This window comes from Nocardiopsis sp. NPDC006139 (genome assembly GCF_040614155.1).
In the GTDB taxonomy this organism is placed as follows: Bacteria; Actinomycetota; Actinomycetes; order Streptosporangiales; family Streptosporangiaceae; genus Nocardiopsis; species Nocardiopsis changdeensis.
In genome coordinates this window covers 178,268-198,953 of the sequence record NZ_JBEXTT010000011.1, presented here as the reverse complement: position 1 = coordinate 198,953, position 20,686 = coordinate 178,268, and the positions used below count along the sequence as shown (strand labels likewise).

Annotated in this window: 15 protein-coding genes; 3 read left to right on the top strand and 12 right to left on the bottom strand. The window is 75.0% G+C overall.

Features of this window, described 5'->3' with window-relative positions; translation table 11 throughout:
* Positions 1 to 8 precede the first annotated feature (8 nt).
* Genes ABZ249_RS17065 through ABZ249_RS17045 form a run of 5 tightly spaced genes read right to left on the bottom strand, consistent with a single transcriptional unit; the run spans position 9 to position 7,384 of the window.
* Positions 9 to 1,184: a VWA domain-containing protein gene (locus ABZ249_RS17065; protein WP_355263392.1), complete on the bottom strand. Its 1,176-nt coding sequence runs from the start codon at positions 1,182 to 1,184 to the stop codon at positions 9 to 11.
* Entirely contained in the window at positions 1,181 to 3,493 is a 2,313-nt protein-coding gene (locus ABZ249_RS17060) for a DUF5682 family protein (protein WP_355263389.1), read from the bottom strand. The genes ABZ249_RS17065 and ABZ249_RS17060 overlap by 4 nt, the downstream gene beginning before the upstream one ends.
* Positions 3,493 to 4,611, bottom strand: a complete 1,119-nt coding sequence (locus tag ABZ249_RS17055; protein WP_220563801.1) for an AAA family ATPase — start codon at positions 4,609 to 4,611, stop codon at positions 3,493 to 3,495. Before ABZ249_RS17055 ends, ABZ249_RS17060 begins: the two co-directional genes overlap by 1 nt.
* Entirely contained in the window at positions 4,608 to 6,137 is a 1,530-nt protein-coding gene (locus ABZ249_RS17050; protein WP_355263386.1) for a DUF5691 domain-containing protein, read from the bottom strand. The genes ABZ249_RS17055 and ABZ249_RS17050 overlap by 4 nt, the downstream gene beginning before the upstream one ends.
* Positions 6,134 to 7,384, bottom strand: coding sequence for an SWIM zinc finger family protein (locus tag ABZ249_RS17045; RefSeq protein ID WP_355263523.1), 1,251 nt, complete (start codon positions 7,382 to 7,384; stop codon positions 6,134 to 6,136). Before ABZ249_RS17045 ends, ABZ249_RS17050 begins: the two co-directional genes overlap by 4 nt.
* Positions 7,385 to 7,850: 466 nt before the next feature.
* Between ABZ249_RS17045 and ABZ249_RS17040 the strand changes: the two genes are divergently transcribed.
* Both ABZ249_RS17040 and ABZ249_RS17035 read left to right on the top strand, forming a co-directional pair.
* Positions 7,851 to 9,218, top strand: coding sequence for a cytochrome P450 (locus ABZ249_RS17040; RefSeq protein WP_355263383.1), 1,368 nt, complete (start codon positions 7,851 to 7,853; stop codon positions 9,216 to 9,218).
* A gap of 371 nt (positions 9,219 to 9,589) precedes the next feature.
* A complete protein-coding gene (locus ABZ249_RS17035) occupies positions 9,590 to 10,423 on the top strand; it encodes a dienelactone hydrolase family protein (protein WP_355263520.1) in 834 nt (277 codons plus the stop codon).
* Between the two features lie 97 nt (positions 10,424 to 10,520).
* Here ABZ249_RS17035 and ABZ249_RS17030 read toward each other — a convergent pair whose 3' ends face one another.
* From ABZ249_RS17030 to ABZ249_RS17005, 6 genes are all read right to left on the bottom strand, one after another.
* Positions 10,521 to 11,840: an ABC transporter substrate-binding protein gene (locus ABZ249_RS17030; protein WP_355263517.1), complete on the bottom strand. Its 1,320-nt coding sequence runs from the start codon at positions 11,838 to 11,840 to the stop codon at positions 10,521 to 10,523.
* Positions 11,841 to 11,899: 59 nt separating this feature from the next.
* Positions 11,900 to 12,976, bottom strand: coding sequence for a branched-chain amino acid ABC transporter permease (locus ABZ249_RS17025; RefSeq protein WP_355263380.1), 1,077 nt, complete (start codon positions 12,974 to 12,976; stop codon positions 11,900 to 11,902).
* 2 nt (positions 12,977 to 12,978) lie between these two features.
* Positions 12,979 to 13,830 carry a branched-chain amino acid ABC transporter permease gene (locus ABZ249_RS17020; RefSeq protein ID WP_355263377.1) on the bottom strand — a complete coding sequence of 284 codons (852 nt, stop codon included), beginning with the start codon at positions 13,828 to 13,830 and terminating at the stop codon, positions 12,979 to 12,981.
* A 25-nt stretch (positions 13,831 to 13,855) separates the two neighbouring features.
* Positions 13,856 to 14,572, bottom strand: a complete 717-nt coding sequence (locus tag ABZ249_RS17015) for an ABC transporter ATP-binding protein (protein ID WP_220563807.1) — start codon at positions 14,570 to 14,572, stop codon at positions 13,856 to 13,858.
* Positions 14,569 to 15,363 carry an ABC transporter ATP-binding protein gene (locus tag ABZ249_RS17010; RefSeq protein WP_355263373.1) on the bottom strand — a complete coding sequence of 265 codons (795 nt, stop codon included), beginning with the start codon at positions 15,361 to 15,363 and terminating at the stop codon, positions 14,569 to 14,571. The genes ABZ249_RS17015 and ABZ249_RS17010 overlap by 4 nt, the downstream gene beginning before the upstream one ends.
* Before the next feature lie 100 nt (positions 15,364 to 15,463).
* Positions 15,464 to 18,196 carry a LuxR C-terminal-related transcriptional regulator gene (locus tag ABZ249_RS17005; protein ID WP_355263370.1) on the bottom strand — a complete coding sequence of 911 codons (2,733 nt, stop codon included), beginning with the start codon at positions 18,194 to 18,196 and terminating at the stop codon, positions 15,464 to 15,466.
* Between the two features lie 396 nt (positions 18,197 to 18,592).
* Here ABZ249_RS17005 and ABZ249_RS17000 point away from each other — a divergent pair, with 396 nt between their 5' ends.
* Positions 18,593 to 19,729 (top strand): glutamate--cysteine ligase, encoded by a 1,137-nt coding sequence (locus ABZ249_RS17000; protein ID WP_355263367.1) that lies wholly within the window; start codon positions 18,593 to 18,595, stop codon positions 19,727 to 19,729.
* Here the strand turns inward: ABZ249_RS17000 and ABZ249_RS16995 are convergent.
* Complete coding sequence (locus tag ABZ249_RS16995; protein ID WP_355263514.1) at positions 19,724 to 20,647, bottom strand: carbohydrate kinase; 924 nt, start codon at positions 20,645 to 20,647, stop codon at positions 19,724 to 19,726. The genes ABZ249_RS17000 and ABZ249_RS16995 overlap by 6 nt on opposite strands.
* Between the last annotated feature and the right edge of the window lie 39 nt (positions 20,648 to 20,686).

The following is a 20,686-nucleotide window of genomic DNA, read 5'->3' as shown; positions in this document are numbered from 1 at the left end:
GGGCGCGGTCAGGCGTCCTTCTGCTTGTCCACCCACGCGGTGAGCGGCTGTCCCTGGATGGCGGCGGCCATCAGCTCCGGGAAGACGTCCGGGGTGCAGGCGAACGCCGGGACCCCCATCTCCGCCAGCGCGGCCGCGTTCTCGCGGTCGTAGAACGGCGCGCCCTCGTCGGACAGCGCCAGCAGGACCACCACCTGGACCCCCGCCGCCTGCATGGACGCGACCCGGCGCAGCATCTCCGCCCGGACACCGCCCTCGTACAGGTCGCTGATCAGCACGAAGATCGAGTCGTCGGGCCGGTCGATCAGCCCCTGGCAGTACGCGATCGCCTTGTTGATGTGCGTGCCGCCGCCCAGCTGGGTGCCGAACAGCACCTCCACCGGGTCCGTGAGCTGCTCGGTGAGGTCCACGACCGCCGTGTCGAACACGACCAGCGAGGTGCGCAGCGTCTTCATCGACGCCAGCACCGCGCCGAACACGCTCGCGTACACCACCGACGACGCCATCGACCCGCTCTGGTCGATGGCCAGGACCACGTCCTTCTGCACGCCCTGGCTGCGCCGCCCGTACCCGACGAGGGTCTGCGGCACGATCGTGCCGTGCTCGGGCAGGTAGTGGGCGAGGTTGCGGCGGATGGTCGCGTTCCAGTCGATGTCGGAGACGCGGCGCGGCCGGTGGGTGCGGGCGGAGCGGTCGATGGCGCCCTGCACCAGCGAGCGCGTCTTCTGCGCGACCCGGCGCTCCAGGTCCTCGACCACCCTGCGCACCAGGGCGCGGGCGGACTCGCGCGCCTTGTCGGGCATCACCCGGTTGAGGGACAGCAGGGTGCCGACGAGGTGGACGTCGGGCTCGACGGCCTCCATCATCTCGGGCTCCAGGAGCAGCTGTTGCAGGCCCAGCCGCTCCATGGCGTCCTTCTGCATGACCTGGACGACGGTGGAGGGGAAGTACTCCCGGATGTCGCCGAGCCAGCGGGCCACCCGGGGGGCGGAGCCGCCCAGGCCCGCGGAGCGCCGGTCGCCGCCGGCGCCGGAGCCCGCGCCGTCGCCCCGGTTGTAGAGGGCCTCCAGGGCGGAGTCCATGGCCTGGTCGGTGGTGCCCAGCCCGGAGGGGCAGCGCGCCTCCCGGCCCAGCACCAGCCGCCAGCGGCGTTCGCGCTCGTCGATGGCGTCCGTGGCGTTCACGATGCGCGCTTCCTTCCGTCGGTGAGGATGGCCAGGGCGGTGGCCAGGGCGGGGGCGGCCCGGTCGGCGTCCACGGCGGCCCGGGCGCGGACCTCGACCCGGCGGGCGCCGCCCAGCCGGGCCGCGGCCTCGCCGATCTCGCGGCGCTCGGTGCCGTCGAACGCCCCGAAGGTGCGGCGCAGCAGCGGCAGCACCGCGGTGAACCGCTCCTCGGGCAGGCCCAGCAGCCAGGCGTCGATGAGGCCGAGCATCCGGTCGTCGTGGACCAGCACGAGCCCGCTCCCCTGGAGGAACCCCTCCAGCCAGGCCGCGGCCGCCGCGGGCTCGGTGCCCTGGGACATGGCCAGCCCCAGGCGGCGGCGCAGCTCGTCGGCGTCGATGTGCCCGGCGTCGGACAGCATCCGGTTGAGGCGCCCGGAGATCCGGCCGGGCAGGGTCTCCCGGCGGGCCAGGGAGGCCAGGGTCGCCTCCCACTCGGCGAGCGCCTCGCCGCCCAGCAGTGTGGCGGCGGAGTGCGTGTGGTCGATCCGGGTGACGAACCGGGCCGCGGCCTCGTCGTCGAGGCCGTGCACGGCCGGGGGCAGCCCCACACAGACCCGGCGCAGGATCTGCTCGGCGACGGTGCGCAGGTGCGCGGCGTCGGTGCCGCGCACGTCGCCGTAGCGGGCGGAGCGGGCCAGCGGCGGCAGCGCCCCCATCAGGTGGGTGACGTCGCCGTCGGTGGCGGCCCGGTCGGTGAGCAGGGCCAGCACGCCGGGCAGGGCGTCGGCCAGGTCCGCCAGCAGGCACTGCTCGGTGAGGGCGGTCAGTTCGGGCAGGTCGGCGTCGGCGGCGCGCTCGGCGGCCCGGGCCGAGGCGGCCCCGGCGACGGTCGTGCCCCACCGGCTGGCCTCGATGAGCGCCACGTCCAGCTCGGGCTCCCAGCGGATGCGCCAGGCCTCCCGGAAGGTGCCCTTGCCGCCGGAGGTCTCCTGCGGGTCGCCCCAGCGGACGTCGAGCATGCGCAGCCGGTGCAGCAGGACGCTGCGCTCGCGGTGCCCCTCCTTGCGCAGGTCGAGGTCGAGGTCGCGGTCGAACGGCTCGGCCTTGAGCCGCAGCCGCTTCTGGGCGGCGATGACGTCGCGTTGCAGCGGGACCATGGGCGTGGTGGGCGGCACCGAGCCCATGCGCTCGCCGATCGCCATGGCGCGGTGCACCAGGGCGGCGCGGACGGGTTCGCCCTCGCACAGGACGGCGGTGAGCGCCTCGGACACCTCGTCGAGCCCGGCCAGGGGGCGGCCGCGCAGGACGGCGAGGCTCTCGGCGAGCCGCACGCCCTCGATCACGTGCGAGGAGGAAACGTGGTGGCCCTCCTCGCGCAGCCGCCGGGCCGCCTCGGTGAGCCACCGGTGGACCGGCAGGTCGGGGGCGGTGTACAGGTGGTGGTACCAGCCGGGGGCGGTGACCCCGGCCCCGTAGCCGCTGGCGGAGGCCAGCCGGCCGTGGGTCCAGGGCACCCAGGTGGCGTTGACCTTGACCTTGGGCAGGCCCTTGAGCAGTGCGGTGTCGGCGCTGACGGGGAAGTCGGCGACGCCGCGCAGGGCGGGCGCGTGCCAGGCGCCGCAGACGACGGCGACCCGCTCGTGCCCCTGCTTGAGGGTGGCCCGCAGCACCTGGCGCATGTACGCCTCGCGGCGGGCGCCGCGGCCCTGCTCGGGGCCGCTCTCCTCCCGGACGGCCGCCATGGCGTCGGCGATGGCGGGGAACGGCGAGGGCTCGCCGTCGCCGCGCTGCTCGACGACGTCGTCCCACCAGCGTTCGGCGTCGTCGTACCCGGCGGCCTCGGCGAGCACGCCCAGGGGGTCCAGGCGCAGCCGGTCGCGGCCGACCGCCTCGGGGTCCTCGGTGACGCCCTCCTCGGTGGCGCCCTCCTCGGGCGCCGCCCCGTCCTCCTCCGGCGGCTCGGTCTCGGCGAGCCGCTCGGCCAGGGTGTGCGCGGCGGGCAGGTCGCAGAACCGCACCGGGACGTCGTTCTCGGCGGCGTAGCGCAGCGCCTCCCACTCCGGCGAGAACGCCGCGAACGGCCAGAACGCCCACCCGGCGGCCGACGCCGCGGCGTCCTTGGGCGGGTCCGCCAGGTGCACCAGCAGCGCCACCGGCGGCTCCAGCTCCCCCACCAGCGGGATCAGCGCGTCCGCCTCCGGCGGCCCCTCGATGAGGACCGCGTCCGGCTTGATCTCGGCCAGCGCCGCCCGGACCGCGCGGGCCGAACCCGGCCCGTGGTGCCGCACGCCCAGGACGTGCAGACCGCTCGTGTCCAGTCGTGCCATCAGGCGCCCACCTCGCGGCAGGCGCGGTAGAACTCGCCCCAGCCCTCGCGGCCGCGGACCACGGTCTCCAGGTACTCGCGCCAGACCACGCCGTCGGACACCCGGTCCTGGACCACGGCGCCCTGGATCCCGGCGGCCACGTCGGCGGGGCGCAGCACCCCGTCGCCGAAGTGCGCGGCCAGCGCGATCCCGTTGGTGAGCACCGAGATCGCCTCGGCGGTGCTCAGCGTGCCGCTGGGCGACTTGACCTTGGTGCCGTTGTCCTCGGTCACCCCGGACCGCAGCTCGCGGAACACGGTGACCACCCGGCGGATCTCGTCGAGCCCGGCGGGCACGTCGGGCAGCTCCAGGGACCGGCCCAGCTGCTCCACCCGCTGGGTGACGATGCGGACCTCGTCCTCGGCGCTGTCGGGCACCGGCAGCACCACCGTGTTGAAGCGGCGGCGCAGGGCGCTGGACAGGTCGTTGACGCCGCGGTCGCGGTCGTTGGCGGTGGCGATGATGTTGAACCCGCGCTGGGCCTGTACCTCGATGCCCAGCTCGGGCACGGGCAGCGCCTTCTCCGAGAGCACGGTGATGAGGCCGTCCTGCACGTCGGAGGGCATGCGGGTGAGCTCCTCGATGCGGCCGATGGCGCCGCGCGCCATGGCGGTCATCACGGGGCTGGGCACCAGCGCCTCCCGGGAGGGGCCCTCGGCGAGCAGCCTGGCGTAGTTCCAGCCGTACCGGACGGCCTCCTCGGAGGTGCCCGCGGTGCCCTGCACCAGGAGCGTGGAGTCGCCGGAGATCGCAGCGGTCAGGTGTTCGGACAGCCAGGTCTTGGCGGTGCCGGGGACGCCGATGAGCAGCAGCGCGCGGTCGGTGGCCAGGGTGGCGACGGCGACCTCGACGACGCGGCGGGCGCCGATGTACTTGGGCGTGATCTCGGTGCCGTCCTCCAGGGTGGCGCCCAGGAGGTACTGCGTCACCGCCCAGGGGGAGAGCCGCCAGCCCGGGGGGCGCCGCCGGTCGTCCGCCTTGGCCAGCGCCTCCAGTTCGGCGGCGTAGGTCTGCTCCGCGTGCGGGCGCAGGGCCTGCGCCGCGTCGGTGGAGATGGAGGGGGCGGAGGAGGTGGTCACACGAGCTCCTTGTGCATGTCGAGGCGGAAGCGAAGGGTGTCGAGCAGGCTCTGGTAGGCGTGGTCGCTGGGGCCGCCGCCGACGGCGGCCAGGTTGGGGGTCTCCCTGGGCAGGTCGTCGACCAGTTCGGGCGGCGTGCGCTCGGCGACGAGCAGGCACACGGACCGGTAGCCGCCCTGGTCGCGGTCCCAGCCCTTGCCGCCGAGGCGGTCCACGACCTGGTGCACCAGCTTCGCGGTCCAGGGGCCGGGGACCGCGTTGAGCAGGGACCACACGTCGCGGGTGCCGGTGCCGGGGCCGAAGGAGCGCTCCACCAGGGCGCAGCGCTCCCCGACGGGCAGAACGCGCAGCAGCGGTTCGAGCTGGAGGGAGCGGCGACCGCGGGCGGCCTTGACCATCCGGTCGGTGACCCGGCCCTCCAGCAGGCCCAGGGCGGCGCGGGCCCACACCGCGTCCTCCTGGACGCCGATGGCGTTGAGGAGGGCGTCGTGCAGCTCGTCGTCGCCGGAGCGGGCGACCCGCTCCAGGACCCCGGCGGGATCGGTGCCGAGCAGGTCGGTCCACACGTCGAGCGGTGTGCGGGTGACCAGCGTCCACAGGTACTCGGAGCGTTCGCGCAGGCCGATCTCGCCGGTGGGCCGGGCCAGGGCGAGGTCGCGCAGCAGGCCGGCCTCATCGGGTTCGACGGGGGTGACCACGACGGTGTCCTTGGGGCCGGGCCCGGCGTGGGCCCGCACGTGGTCGCGCAGCCGGTCGGCGTGGGCGCTGTGCGGCAGCCGGGTGAGCAGGGACAGGGCCAGGCCGCGGACGTTGGCGCCCTTGTCGTCGAGGGCGGTCTCCAGCAGGTCGGCGTCCTCGGGCCCCAGGCCGGTCTCCATCGCCTCCAGGAGGCGGCGGCGCAGTTCGGCCTTGCGCAGGTCGGGCCAGACGGCGGCGAGCAGTTCGCGGCCCCGCGCCGGGTCGGCGGCGCGCAGGGCGCCGAGCATGCGGCGGCGCTCGCCCTCGGTGCCGTGCAGCCAGGTGTCCTCGTCGAACACGTCGGCGGGGTCGGACTCGGTGAGCAGGTACGCCCAGTCGGGGTCGAACCGGGCCAGCCAGCGCCCGCGCGAGCCGCCGGCCGCGGCCACCGCGGAGCGCAGCGCGCTATCGCGGGCGCCCCGGTCCAGCAGGGCGGGCAGGTGCTCGGCGGGGGCGCGCAGGCCCGCGGCGGCGACCAGTTCCAGCCACTCGGGCAGGAGCTCGGAGCGGTCGGCCAGGATCGCCTCCAGGCGCCGGACGGCCTGTTCCCCCACCTCGGGCAGGTCGGGGCCGGGGTCGGGGTCGATCGGGTCGACCCGGGCGGGCGTGTACCCGGCCAGGCGGCGCACGGTGGCCAGGGCGGCCCGGTCGAGGAGGGCGGCCGCGCCCTCGCTCTCGCCGGTGGCGGGCAGGTCGGGGGTCTCGGGGACCGCGCGGCGGGCGGTGCCCACGAGCGCGGCGGAGACCAGCAGGTCCCAGGAGTCGGGGGCCGGGGAGGGGGTGGTCACAGGGGGATCGCCTTTCCGGTCCGGTCCCAAACGGCGAGGGGGGTGAGTCCTTCGGCGGGCGACCACTCGGCGGCCACCGTGGCCGGGCGCCCGCCGGTGACCGCCAGCAGGCGCCGGGGGGCGCCGGTGGCCAGGGGCAGGGCGTCGCCGCTGGGGTCGGCCAGGTACCAGCGGTCGTCCCGGGCGGGGGCGGCGTCGGCCAGGACCACCGGCCAGGTCTCCCGCCAGGGGTCCTCGGCGAGGACGGCGGCGTGGGCGTCGAGCGCGCCGGCGACCGTGGTGCCCTGCGGAACGGGCCCGGGGAGCTCGGTGCCCGGGTCGGGGACGACCCGGTGGCCGTCGGGGTAGAAGGACAGGTCGGCCTCCACGGCGGTGCCGAGCCGGTAGGGGGTGGTGGGTGCCTGGTCGGCGCGGCCGAAGCTGAGGGCCAGGGCGGTGCGCCCGGTCCGGGCACCGCGCAGCCATACGCGCAGGCCGGTCATGTCGTCCTCGGCGCCGGGGACGGTGCGCCGGCCGAGCACCACCCAGGTGTCGCCGACGCTCTCGCCGCCGGCCCGCACCTCGTCGGCCTTGAGGGTGATGCCGACCCGGGAGCGGATCGCGCCGCGGGTGCGCTCGCCCAGGGCGTCGCCCGCCCCGTAGCCGTCGATGAGCAGGTGGAGCAGGCCCAGGTGCTCCAGGACCCGCTCGGGCCAGCTCTCCTGCCGGGCCACGGAGGGCAGCCGGGAGACCCAGCCCGAGGCGCCGCGCGCCTTGGCGTCGGTCAGCCGCTTGGCCATGCGGTCCCAGTGGTCGTAGCCATGTTTGGGGACCTCGGCGAGCCCGGCGTCGATCTGGTCGTGCAGCCACAGGCGCAGCTCGGCCAGTCCGGCGGCGACGGCCTCCTCGCGGGCGCGCAGGGTGGCGGCCGCCTTGGCCGGGTCGGCGGGGGCCGCCTTGGCGGGATCCGCGGCGCGTGCCTGCCGGGCGGCCCGCCCGTCGAGCCAGGAGCCGACCCAGGAGGGCTTGTCCTCCCGGTCGGCGACCTCGCCCTGCGCCCACAGGGCGAGCAGGCCCAGGACGTGCTTGCAGGGGATCTTGCGGCTGGGACAGCTGCACTTGTAGGCGGGGCCGGTGCCGCCGTCCAGGTGGACGGCGGCCAGGTAGGGCTTGGAGCCGCTGCCCTGGCACTCGCCCCACACGGCGGAGGTGCCGCCGGCGGACGCGGCGACCGCCCCCCGCTGCGGCCACGACGCCGCCTTGCCCACCTTGACGGCGGCTTTGCGGGACGCGGCGTCCGGGGCGACGGCCCATACGTCGTCGATACTCCATCGGTCGCTCACAACAAGAACACTACGGGTCGACCCCGACAAAACGAGCCCTGCGGGAAGGCCCCGGAGAGGCTTCACCGGATTGTCGCCCGGGCGTGCCATGCTGGCCCGGGCGCGCCCCCTCGGCGATATTTCGCGCCATTCATACGAAAGGTCTCTTTCGTCATATCGGGCGGCGTTCGCCGCAGAAATCCATCAGTCGAATCCGACATTTCTCCGGAGCCATTGAAAAAGCCGTCGTCGGCTCCTAGAATGCACGCTCAGGCTGTCGGCCCCGCCCCTTCGCCATCGGACGCCCCGTTCCGCGCACACGCGCCGTTCGCGTCTCCCTGCCCCGTGCACGCACACCCCCGTTCCCGAAGGGAGGGAAGCGGCCCCTGCCACCGCGGGCACCGCGCACCCGATGACCACCCGTTCCTCCGACGGGGAGCCCGCCTGCCCCGTTCCCGCCGGCCTCCCCCGCCTCTACGGCCCCACCCCCGACACCGGGCGCGACTCCCTCTGGGACGAGCTGCGCGAACGCCACGGCCCGGTGGCCGCGGTGGAGCTGGAGCCGGGCGTCCGCGTCTGGCTGCTGCTGGGCTACCACGAGAACCTCACGGTGCTGCAGAGCCCGCACCTGTTCTCCCGCGACACCCGGAGGTGGCGCGAGGTCGTCGAGGGCCGCGTCGAGCCGTCCGCGACCCGGCCCGCCCTGTCCTGGCGGCCCAACGCCCTGTACGCCGACGACGCCGAGCACACCCGGCTGCGCGCTCCGATCGTGGCGGCCCTGTCCCGGGTGGACATGGCCGCCACCGCACGCGACGTGCGCCGGATCGCCGACGACCTCATCGACGCGTTCATCGCCGACGGCGAGGCCGATCTCATCGGCGGGTTCGCCGACCCCCTCCCGGTCCTGGTGCTCAACCGGCTGTACGGGCTGCCCGACGGCTACGGGCACATGCTCGGCGACCTCACCCGGGTCGTCTTCAGTGACGACGCCCGCAGGGCCGGGGAGGCCGTCGTCCGCACCCAGCAGTACTTCGCGGGGCTGGTCGCCCGCAAGCGCCGCTCCCCCGGGAACGACCTGGCGTCGTGGATGCTGGAACACGCCAACGGGCTGACCGACCACGAGGTGGCGCACCAGGCTGCGCTGATCAACAACGCGGGCCACCAGCCCACCACCCACCTCATCGGCAACACCATGCACACCCTGCTCACCGATGAGCGCATCCGCGCAGCGTACGCCGACGCCCGGCTCTCCGTGCGGGAACTGCTCGACCACGTCATGTGGACGGACACGCCGTTCCAGGTGCTGCCCGCCCGGTTCGCCCTCCAGGACGTGCGGATCGGCAACGCCGAGGTGCGGACGGGGGACGCGCTGCTCATCGGCTTCGACCCGGCGCACCGCGACCCGGCGGTGCGCCGCGGCCGCGAGGAGACCGGTGTGGTGAGCGGGGCGCGGGCGCACCTGATGTTCGGCGCCGGCCCGCACGCCTGTCCGGCCCGGGAGCTGGCCCGGATGATCGCCGCGACCGGGGTGAGCGCCCTGCACGAGCGCCTGGCGGGGCTGCGCCCGGCGATGGACCCGGTCCTGCTGCGCCGGGTGCCCTCCCCGTTCGTGCGCGGACTGGCCGCCCTGCCCGTGGAGTTCACCCCGGGCGAGTCCCGGCCGCGCCCGACCCCCGCCGCGGATCCGTTCCCCGCCGCGGACGCCGGGCAGGAGCCGCGGACCGGCTCGGACGACCCGCTGGGACGGCTGTTCGCCTGGTGGCGGTCGCTGCGCCGCTGAGGCCGCGGAGGGGCCGGAGCCCGCCCGAATCGCACCCCGATCACCGCCTTTCGCACCGAACCACCGAATACACCGGCGTGACCCGGAGTACACGACCGGTGATTCAACGGATGCGCGTTCATCGGATGGACACGATAGTGAAAGCGGGAAATCGCCCGAATTGCAGGGTACATTCACACCCGATCGGGACGGGATCCCTTTTCTCGGCACGCCGGAAAGGCGTGTCCCCCCGACCCGGGCCGCTACGGCACGGGTTCCCGCAGAAAAGGATGAACGTGCACACGACAACCCTTTCCCCCGAATCCCCCGATATCACCCCCGCCCCGCGCCGGCTGCGGTCGTGGGCCGCCCGCACGGCGGCCGCCGTCCTGATGGCCGCCGCCGTGGCGGCCGGGACCGCCGCGCCCGCCCACGCCGACAATCCCTACGAACGCGGGCCCGCCCCCACCGAGCAGAGCGTCACCGCGCTGCGCGGCCCCTTCGACACCGACACCGTCTCCGTCTCCTCCCTGGTGAGCGGGTTCGGCGGCGGCACCATCTACTACCCGACCGACCGCAGCGAGGGCACCTTCGGCGGCGTGGTCATCGCCCCCGGCTACACCGCCAGCCAGTCGTCCATGTCCTGGTACGGGGAGCGGATCGCCTCCCAGGGCTTCGTGGTGTTCACCATCGACACCATCACCCGCTACGACCAGCCCGACAGCCGCGGCCGCCAGCTCGACGCCGCCCTGGACTACCTGGTCGAGGACAGCCGGGTCGCCGACCGGGTGGACGGCTCCCGGCTCGCCGTGATGGGGCACTCCATGGGCGGCGGCGGCACCCTCGCCATCGCCGAGGACCGGCCCGAGCTGCAGGCGGCGATCCCGCTGACCCCGTGGCACACCCAGAAGAACTGGTCGGACCTGGAGGTTCCCACCCTGGTCATCGGCGCCGAGAACGACTCCGTCGCCTCGGTCCGCACCCACTCCATCCCGTTCTACGAGAGCCTGCCCTCCTCGCTCGACCGCGCGTACCTGGAGCTGCGCGGCGCGAGCCACTTCGCCCCGAACGTCTCGAACACGACGATCGCCCGCTACTCGATCTCCTGGCTGAAGCGGTTCGTCGACGACGACACCCGCTACGAGCAGTTCCTGTGCCCGCCGCCGCGGACCGGGTTCGGTACGGACTTCTCCGACTACCGCGACTCCTGCCCGCACGGCTCCTGACCCGCACACGGGGGCGGCGCCCCGGGGACCGTTCCCCGGGGCGCCGCCCCTTCACCTTTCCGGGCCGCCGGAACCCCGTCGGCGGCCCGCCTCCCGCTCAGTCGTGGAAGACCAGCTCCTCCGGGGACAGCGGGGTGAAGTCGACCTCCTCGATGGGGCCGCCGTCGCGGTCGGTGACCCGGGTCTCCTGGAGCATCTCGATGTCCCCGCCCTCCTGGTACTGGACGATGTAGGCGCCCTGGTGGCCGCCGTGGTCCCCGCCGGAGGACGAGAACGGCACCGGTCCGGGGCCCTGCCACTCCTGCTCCTCCAGGGCGTCGATCAGCGCCTGGCGGGTCAGGTCGGGACCGGCGGACATCAGGACCTGGGCGAACATGACGGCCTGGGTCATACCGAAGATGTGCGTGTTGGTGAGGGGGTCGCCCTCGCCGTACTCCTCGTAGACGTCGATGAAGAACGCCGACCACTCGTCCTCCGTGTCCTCGACCCGGGGCATGTAGCTGGTGATGATCAGCCCGTCCAGGAAGGTGTCCGCCGGCACCCCCTCCGCGTCGGTGTCCTCGGTGAACGCCGCCAGCAGGCCCTGGAGGGTCGCGGTGTCACCGCCGATGCTGGAGACGACCCACTGGGGGTCGTAGTCGGTGCTCGCCGCCTCCAGCATGGCCAGGGCCACGAAGGCCGGGATGCAGGAGCAGACCACGACCTCGGCCCCGGAGCGCTTGAGCTCGGCGACCTGGGCGCTCAGGTCCGGGACCTCGGACTCGTAGTGCTGGCGGGTGACGACCTCGTCGGTGAGGTACTGGTCCAGCCCCTCCTGGGAGTCCTCGCCCACGTCGTCGTTCTGGAACAGGTAGCCGACGTCCTGGCCGGGGAAGTTCTCGACGATGTACTGCCCCTGGATCTTGGCCTCCTTGGTGTAGTCCACCTGCCAGCCGTAGGTCAGCGGGTGCTCCTCGGTGTTGTTCCAGGCCAGGGCCCCGGAGGCGGGGAACACGTCGGGGACGCCCTCCTCGTTGAGGTAGTCGACGACACCGCCGTGGGTGGGCGTGCCCAGCCCCCCGAACATCGCGAAGATCTCGTCCTCGATCACCAGCTGCCGGGTGACGTCGATGGTCCTGGCGGGGTCGTACCCGTCGTCCTCGACCCGGTAGTCGATCTCCCGGCCGTGGATGCCGCCCTGCTCGTTGACGTAGTCGAAGACGGCGGCGGCGCCGCGGGAGATCGACATGTAGCCCGCCGCGGCGGGGCCGGTGAGGGGCTGGTGGGTGCCGATGACGATGGCGTCGTCGGTGACGCCGGTGGACACGGACAGGTCCGGGCCCTCCGACTCGGTGACCTCGCCGGCCCCGGTGCAGGCGGTCGCGGTCAGGGCCAGGGCCAGGGAGGCGGCCAGGGCGCCTCGTCTCGCCGTGTTCATCGTGGTGCGCACGGTGTTCTCCTTCGGTGGGGGGTGCGGTGCGGGATGAGGGGTGCGGGTCAGCGGGACCGGCGCAGGAGCGCGCGCAGCCGCTGGAGGATGCCGTGCAGCCCGAGGGGCTGGAACCGCAGGACGAGGATGAGCAGCACGCCGAACAGCACGATCGGCAGGTTGTTCTCCACGTCCTTGCTGAGCTCGAACGCGCGGACGGCGTCCGAGAGCCAGATCTCCAGGTAGACCACGGCCAGGGCGGCCCACAGGGCGCCCCACATGCTGCCGATGCCGCCCAGGACCAGGGCCGCGAGCAGGGTCAGCGACAGCGCGAGCGTGAACATGCTCGGGGTGGCGGTGCCCAGGACGTACACCTGGAGCCCGCCCGCCAGGCCGCCCGCCGCGGAGGCGATGACGAACGCGGTGACCTTGGTGCCCCCGACGGGGACGCCCGACATGGCGGCGGCGGTCTCGTCGTCGCGGACCGTCCGCATCCGGCGGCCGAGCCGCCCCGTGGAGATCGTCGCCAGGACGGCCAGGCCCAGGACCACAGCCGTCCAGACCACCAGCGCCTTCCACTCGCTGTCGGTCACCAGGCCCTGGAGGAAGGGCGGGGCCCCGGCGGTGCGCACGGTGAGGCCGTTGCTGCCGCCGAACACCTCGTGGTACCGGTGCGTCAGGCCGGGCAGGCCGACGGCGAGGATGAGGGTCGCGCCGGCCAGGTAGGGGCCGTGCAGGCGGGCGGTGGCGGCGCCGACGGCGATGCCGGCGACCACCGCCACGGCCACCACGAGGACGAGGTTCACGGCCAGCGGGAGCATCGGCAGGTTCAGGACCAGCAGCGCCATCGTGTAGGCGCCGATCATCATGAACGCGCCGTGCCCCAGGGACACCTGGCCGCTGCCCCCGGTGAGGAGCTGGAGGCCGGCGACGGCCAGCATCGTGTACCCGACGGCGGCCATCCGCAGCGCGGTGAGGTCGCCGGTGACCAGGAGCAGCCCGGTGACGGCGGCCAGCGCCAGGGCGGCGAGCAGCAGGTGGCGCAGCGGGGAGGGCAGGTCGGCCCAGCCCCGGCGCGGGGCGCTCCCGCGGTCCGGGGCGCTCTCGGCGGAGCGGGGTTCGCGCTCGGTGGCGGACGTGGACATGGCTACACCTTTCGCGCGGTCGGGCGGGACAGGATGCCGTCCGGGCGCACGCTGAGCACGAGGACGACGAGGGCGAGGGCGGTGAGGGTGGCCAGCTCGGGGCCGGCGTAGCCGGACACGTAGGACATGCCGAGGCCGACCAGCAGGCCGCCGATGATCGCCCCGAACGGGTTGTCCAGGCCGCCGACCACGGCCGCGGTGATGCCGTAGACGAAGACGATGTCGAACACGTTGGGCGAGATGAACGGGGGTCCGGCGAGCATCCCCGCCAGGGCGGCGATGAGCGCGGAGATCGCCCACCCGGCGGTGAGCATCAGCCCCACCCTGACCCCGCTGAGCCGGGCCGCCTCGGGGCGGAACGCGGCGGCGCGCATGCGCAGCCCCAGCGGGGTGAAGCGGTACAGGCAGAACAGCAGCACGGCGACGACGGCCACCGAGGCCAGGGCGAACACGTCGGCCGGGGACGGCCGCCCCACGAAGTCGAAGGCGTAGGGGAAGCCGTGCTGCTCGTTGCCCCAGACCATGCCCACGCCCCCCTGGGCGACCAGGAGCAGGCCCAGGGTGACGATGATCCCGTTGAGCTGCGAGACCCGGGCGATGGGGCGGACGATGAACCGCTCCGCGAGTGCGCCCGCGGCCGCTCCCACGGTGAGGGCGGCGGCGAAGCCGATCCAATAGGAGCCGGTGAGCGGGGCGACGGTGGCGGCGGTGTAGACCGCGATCAGCGCCATCGCGGGCTGGGCGAAGTTCACCAGGCGGGTGGCCTGGTAGATGATGACCAGGGACAGCGCCAGGGCGGCGTAGACCGCGCCGGACGCCAGTCCGCTCAGGGTCAGGTCGACGAAGTGGTCCATAGGGGGTGCTCCTCGGGGTCCGGGGTCAGAAGCCCAGGTAGGCGTGGCGCGTGCGGTCGTCGGAGAGCAGGTCCGCGGAGGGGCCCTCCACGGCCACCCGCCCCTGGTTGAGGACGACGCCGCTGTCGGTGGCGGCCAGCGCCCCGGCGGCGTTCTGCTCGACCAGGACGACCGTGAGCCCGGTGCGTTCGCGCAGGTCGCGCAGGAGGGCGAAGATCTGCTTGGTGACCAGGGGCGCCAGTCCCAGGGAGGGTTCGTCCAGCAGCAGCACCCGGGGGCGGGCCATGAGGGCGCGGCCGATGGCGAGCATCTGGCGCTCGCCGCCGGAGAGGGTGCCCGCGGACCGGCCCAGCCGTTGGACCAGCGGCGGGAACAGGTCCAGCACCTCGGCCTCGGTGGCGCGGTCGCGCCGCGGGGAGCGCCACAGCGCGCCCAGGCGCAGGTTCTCCTCCACGGTCAGCTCCGTGATGACGCCGCCGCCCTCGGGGACGTGGGCCAGACCCCGGGTGATGACGCGTTCGGCGGGCAGCCGGGTGATGTCCTCGCCGCCGAGCAGGACCCGGCCCGCGTCGGCGCGGTGCAGGCCGGTGAGGGTGCGCAGCAGGGTGGTCTTGCCCGCCCCGTTGGCGCCCAGGACGGCCCGGAACCCGCGCTCCGGGACGGTGAAGGAGACGGAGTCCAGGGCGCGGACCGCGCCGTAGGAGGCGCTCAGGTCCACGACCTCCAGCAGGTCGGTGCTCATCGGGCGTCCCCTTCGTCGTCGGCGGTGCCCAGGTAGGCGCGGGTGACCAGGGGGTCGTTGCGCACCTCGTCGGGGGTGCCGGTGGAGATGACCCGGCCGAAGTCGAGGACGACGATGTGGTCGCAGACCTCCATGACCAGGTCCATGTGGTGCTCGACCAGGACGACGGCCATGTCCTCGCCCAGCGCGCGGATCTGCGCGGCGAGCTCGTCCATCTGGCCGCCGGACAGCCCGCCCGCGGGTTCGTCGAGCAGCAGCAGCTCGGGGTCGCAGACGCAGGCGCGGGCGAGGGCGACCTGCTTCTGGACTCCGTAGGGGAGGGTGCCGGGCAGGCGGTGGGCGCTGTCGGCGACGCCGAAGCGGTCCAGGGCCGCCAGGGCGCGCTCGCGGAGCTCGCGCTCGTCGCGGTGGTGCCGGCCCAGACCTGTGACCAGGGAGAAGGGGCCGCCGCGGGCGAGCCGGTCGGCCCCGGCGACGACGTTCTCCAGGACCGTCATCAGCGGGAAGAGGTTGAGGCCCTGGAAGGTGCGGGCGATCCCGGCGCGGGCCAGGTGGTGGGGCCTGCGCCCGGGAGGGGGGCCGCCCTTCCAGGTCAGGGTGCCGGCGGTGGGGCGCAGGACCCCGGAGAGCACGTTGAACAGGGTGGTCTTGCCCGCTCCGTTGGGCCCGATGAGCCCGGTGACGCCGCCCGGGGGCACACGCAGCCCGACGTCGTCGAGGGCGGTCAGGCCGCCGAAGCGGACGGTGATCCCCTCCGCCGTCAGGAGGTGTTCGGTCGCTGTCGTCGTCATGGGATGCGTTCCACCCCGCCTTTCGTGTCGCGGAACCGGTCTATACCGACCGGTTGGTATGGTCAGGTGGCGCGAACTCGCCGTCCGCGGCCTCGGGACGTCAGTTGAAGAGGCGGGCCAGGTCCACCCGGGAGCGGATGCCGAGCTTGCGGAAGATGCCGCGCAGGTGGTGCTCCACCGTCCGCGGGCTGATGAACATGTGCGCGGCCACCTCGCGGTTGGTCGCGCCCTCCGCGACCAGCCGGGCGATCTGCTGCTGCTGCGCGGTCAGCTCGCCGGTGGACGGGGTCTCCGGGCCGCGCTCCCCCGTTCCGAGGGCGCGCAGCTCGGCGCGGGTCTGCCGGACCCACAGCCGGGCGCCGAAGCGCTCGAAGGACTCCTGCGCGTTGTGCAGGTGTTCCCGGGCCCGCCCCGGCAGCCGGGCCCGGCGCAGGTAGGCGCCGAAGAGCAGCTGGGTGCGGGCGTGTTCGACGTCGTCGTCGCCGCAGGAGCGGTGGAGGGCCAGGGCGCTCTCGAAGTGGTCGGCGGCCTCGTCCTGCGGGGCCAGCAGCCCGGCGCAGCGCTCGGCCAGGGCCAGGGCGGCGGGGGAGCCGATCGAGTCGGCCCAGCGCCGGTACCCGGCCAGGGAGGTGCGCGCCCACTCGGTCTCGCCGATGCGGGTGGCCGCCTCGACGAAGTGCGGCGCTGTGAGCAGCCGCATCGTCGGGTGCCCGTGCCCGGGGCCGGCGTGGACGAGCGAGCGCAGCCGGAAGAACGCCTCGGCGGCGTTGCCGCGCGACAGCTCCAGGACCGCCAGCGCCCACGAGGCCAGGGCCGCGGCCAGTCCGAGGCTGTTCTCGCCGGCCTGGGAGGCGACGGCGCGCGCCCGGATCCGGCAGGTGTCGATGTCGCCCTGGATCGCCGCGATCATCGCCAGCGACGCCAGGTGCTGGGTGGCCCAGATGGTCTGGCCGCTCTCCCGGGACACCCTCAGCCCGTGGAGCGCGGTCCCCGCGGCGGACGGGAACCGCCCGCTCCAGAACTCGGAGAACACCAGGAACCCCAGCGCGGCGGGGACCGTGGCCCGCTCTCCCGCCTGGCGGGCGAGTTCCACGGCCCGGGTGTTGGCGCGCCGCACGAACAGGCTGTCCGACAGGCGCAGCCCGGCCACGCCGCCCCAGATCAGCTCCGAGGGCCGGTCGACGGCCTCCGACAGCCGGACGGCCTCGCGCAGCAGCGGGGTGGAGCCGGGGTAGTCGCCCCGGAAGGAGATGGTGCACCCCTCCAGGAAGGAGGCGGCCATGCGCACCCGGTCGGGGTCCTGCGGCCGCACCAGGGGCAGCGCCAGCTCGGCCGCACGCGCGTGGCGGACGGGGTCGCCCGCCAGCGAGGCCGAGTCCGCCGAGCGGACCAGGGTGCGCAGGGCCAGGAGGCGGTCGTGCGGGATGAGGTCGCGACCCACCCCGTAGAGCCGTTCCGCGACGTCGATCGCGTTGGAGGAGCGCATGGCGATCTGGGCGTCGACGAGGTCGATCAGGGCCCGGCGCCGGTCGGTGGCGGCCAGCGGCCTGGCCTTGGCGGTGAGCAGCGCCGCGTACTCGGAGCGGCCCGCCATGTACGACTCGTAGGCCGCGCTGTTCAGGCGGCAGGCGCGGACGTCGGGGTCGGGGGTGAGCAGGGCGGCCCTCTCGTGGGCGAGCGCGGCGGCCGTGCGCCCCGCGGCCTGCTTGGCCGTCCGGGCGACGGCCTCCACCGAGTCCGCGAGCGCGGCGTCGGGGCCGTCCGCGCCGGCCGCGGTGTGCCGGACGAAGCGCACCGGCTCGGTCCCGGGGTCGGACACGCCCGCCAGGGCCCGGTGCGCGGCGCGCCGGGCGGACGCCGGCGCGTCCTGCGCGAAGGCGCGCCCCACCAGCGGGTCGGTGAAGACGACGGCGTCGTCCTCCACCCGGACCGCCCCGGCCTCCTCGGCGGGCTCCAGGTCGTCCGCCGCCGACCCGCCCGTGCCGGCGGCCCGCGCCAGCAGGTGGAGGGGGACGTCCTCGTCCAGGGCCGCCAGCAGCAGCAGGGAGCGGGTGCGCTCGGGCAGGTCCCGGTAGGGGGCCAGCAGGTCGGCGCGCAGCCGCGCGGGCAGGAGCGGCTCCCCGGGGAACGGGTCCTCCGGCGCCGGGGGCCGGGACTGGAGGTGTCCCAGGAGGACGGCGGGGTTGCCGTGGGCGGCGCGCACCAGGGCGGTGCGCGCCGAGGCCGGGAGCCCGACCGGGGACCGGTCGGTCAGGATGTCGTGGAGTGCCCGCTCGCTCAGCGGGGGCAGGTGCTGCTCGGGCACGCCCGGCACCAGGTCGTGGGTGGATCCGGGCTTGACCCGTCCGTCGCGTGCGGCGAACACGATCGCCGTCGCGGTGCCGGTCAGCCGGCGGGCCGCGAAGGCGAGGGCGTCCAGGGAGGGGCTGTCCAGCCGTTCCGCGTCGTCGACGCACACCAGCAGGGGTCCGTCGCCGGTGAGCCGGTCCAGCAGGGCGGCCGACAGGGCCAGCCGGTCGCCGACCCGGCCCCGGGTCAGGGCCTCGCCCAGCGGGGCCGGGTGCGGGGCCAGCGGGCGCAGCAGGCGTTCGAGCCCGGCCAGGGGGAGGTCGGCCTCGTCTGCGACGCCCCCGCAGTGCAGCACGGTGAAATCACCGGCGTCGGCGCGCAGGTGGGCCAGCAGGGCGCTCTTGCCGCGGCCCGGGCCGCCGGTGAGGAGGAGGGACGCGCCGCGCCGGGCCCTCGCGTCGTCCAGTACTCCGGCGAGGACCCGCAGTTCCGTGTCACGGCCCCGGAGGCGGATCGCCCCGGGGTCGGTGTTACCGCCGATCACGGGCCCAGATTCGCACAGCGGGGCCCCGTCGCGGCAGGTGTCCGGGGTCACACTGGTCGTTTCACCGATCCCCGCACGGAGTCGCACGGGCGCGGGCGCGCGGCGGCCCCCGGCGCCGCGGCGAGAAGCCGGGGACGCCTGTTCCCCCCGTTTCACCTGGGGTTCTGCCCCTTCAAAAGGTGATGTGGATCACCCCTCGACTCGCCTTCGGGGGTTTCCCGTCCGCACACCGCGGTTATCAAGCCGTAACGCGGTGGGAACCCGGTCCCGCGATTCCGACAAAAAGGACACAGGTGCCGCGAGATAGTTTTTTGTCCTCTCCGGGACACTGTCGCGGCCGTCCCGCCCGGGATATCAGTGCGGGGACGTACCCGACGACAGGAGGGAACCACCTCGATGCGGAACCGCCCTCTGCTCGCACACGACCCGCGCCCCCGGGTCGTCCCGCCCACCTTCGGTGTCGAAGAGGAGTTCTTCGTCGTCGATCCGCGCACCCGCCGCATCCTGTCCCGCGCCCCCGACCTGCTGGCCCGCACCCGCCTGGCCGACCGCCTGTGCGGCGAGTTCAGCCGCGTCCAGGTGGAGGCCAACAGCCCGGTGTGCGGCGACGCCGCGGACGCGCGCCGGTTCCTGCGCGAGGCCCGCCGCGAGCTGGCCAGGGCCGCCGACGTCACGGGACTGGCCGTGGTCGCCTCGGGGACCGCCGTCCTGGGCGACCCCGCCGGGGCCGACGTGAGCGACGGCGCGCGCTACGCCGACATCGCCGCCCACTTCGGGTCGCTGCGCGAGTCGCACGTCGTGTGCGGGTGCCACGTGCACGTGGGGGTCCCCGACCGGGAGGACGCGGTGCTCGCCGCCGGGCACCTGCGCCGGTGGCTGCCGTTCCTGATCGCGATGTCGGCGAACTCCCCCTTCGAGAACGGCCGCGACACCGGGCACGCCAGCTGGCGCACCATCGCCTGGAACCGGCTGCCCTCGGCCGGGCCGCCGCCGCGGCTGGGCTCCCTGGCCGAACACGAGCGGGCGGTACGCGCCCTGGCCGACGCCGGGGCGATCCTGGACCGGCACATGGTCTACTGGGACGTCCGCCTCTCCGACCACCTGCCCACCCTGGAGATCCGGGTGGGCGACGTGGCCGCCACCGCCGAGGAGGCGCTGCTGTTCGCCGCGCTGACCCGGGGCCTGGTCACGCGGGTGCTGGCCGACGTGCGCCGCGGCGCCCCCGTCCCCGACATCTCCGACCCGGGCCTGCGGGCGGCCATGTGGCGGGCGGCCCGCGACGGCCTGGAGGGCGTGGTCCCCGACCCGCTCACCGGGGAGGCCCTGCCCGCGGCGGTCGCCATGGACCGGCTGCTGGCGGCCGCCCTGCCGGGACTGCTCGACAACGGCGACGCCGACCTGGCGTCCGACCTGCTGGACCGGCTGCGCCGCCGGGGCTCGGGGGCGGCCCGGCAGCGGGCGGCCCACGACCGCCGGGGACGCTTCACCGACGTCGTGGACCACCTCATCGACCACACGCTGGAAGGGCTATGACCCCCCGTGCCCCAGGTCGGCGGCGGTGGGCGGGTCCGCCCCCTCGCGGGTGACGGTGACGGCCGCGGCCCGGGCGGCGAAGGACAGCATCTCCTCCAGGTCCCGCTCCGTCAGCCCGGCCAGCCGGGCGCGCGGGTCCTCGCCCAGCCGGTCCCGTCCGTCCAGCCAGGCCAGCAGGGCGCCCATGAAGGTGTCGCCCGCACCGACCGTGTCCACCACCTCGACCCGGGGCGCGGCCACCTCGGCCCGCGCCCCGTGGGCGAGGGCGAGGGCGCCCCGCGCGCCGCGGGTGACCACGACCAGCGACGGGCCCAGGGCCGCCAGCGCGGCGGCCGCCTTCTCCACGTCCTGGTCGGGGTAGAGGAACGCCAGGTCCTCGTCGCTCGCCTTGACCAGGTGCGCCTGCGCCGCGTTCCGCAGCGCCAGCGCGCGGGCGGTGTCCGGGTCGCCGATCACGCCCGGCCGGATGTTGGGGTCGACGCTGACCGTCACCCGGCCCCGCCCGTGCTCACGCCGCAGCAGCGCCTCGACCGCGTCCGCGCCCGGCTCCCGGAACAGCGCCAGGGAGGCGGCGTGCAGGGCGCGCACCCCGGGTTCGAGCTCCTCCGGCAGCTCGCCGGAGCGCCACCGCCAGTCGGCGGCGTCGTCCATCCGGAAGTCGTACACCGCGGACCCGTCCGCGCCCAGCCGGGCCAGCGCCAGAGCCGACGGCTCCTCGGCGGCCAGCAGCCCGTCCGGGTCCAGGCCCTCCACGGCCAGCCGGTGCCGGATCGTCCGCCCGAACCCGTCCGAGCCGATCCGGGCCAGGAACCGGGTCGGCACCCCCAGCCGGCGGGCGGCGACGGCCGTGTTGGCCGGCCCCCCGCCCGGGGCGGCCCGCAGCAGCCCCGGCCCGCCCGGGACCGGCAGCAGGTCCATGACGTTCTCGCCGACCACCACCAGGTGCGGCGCGGCGTG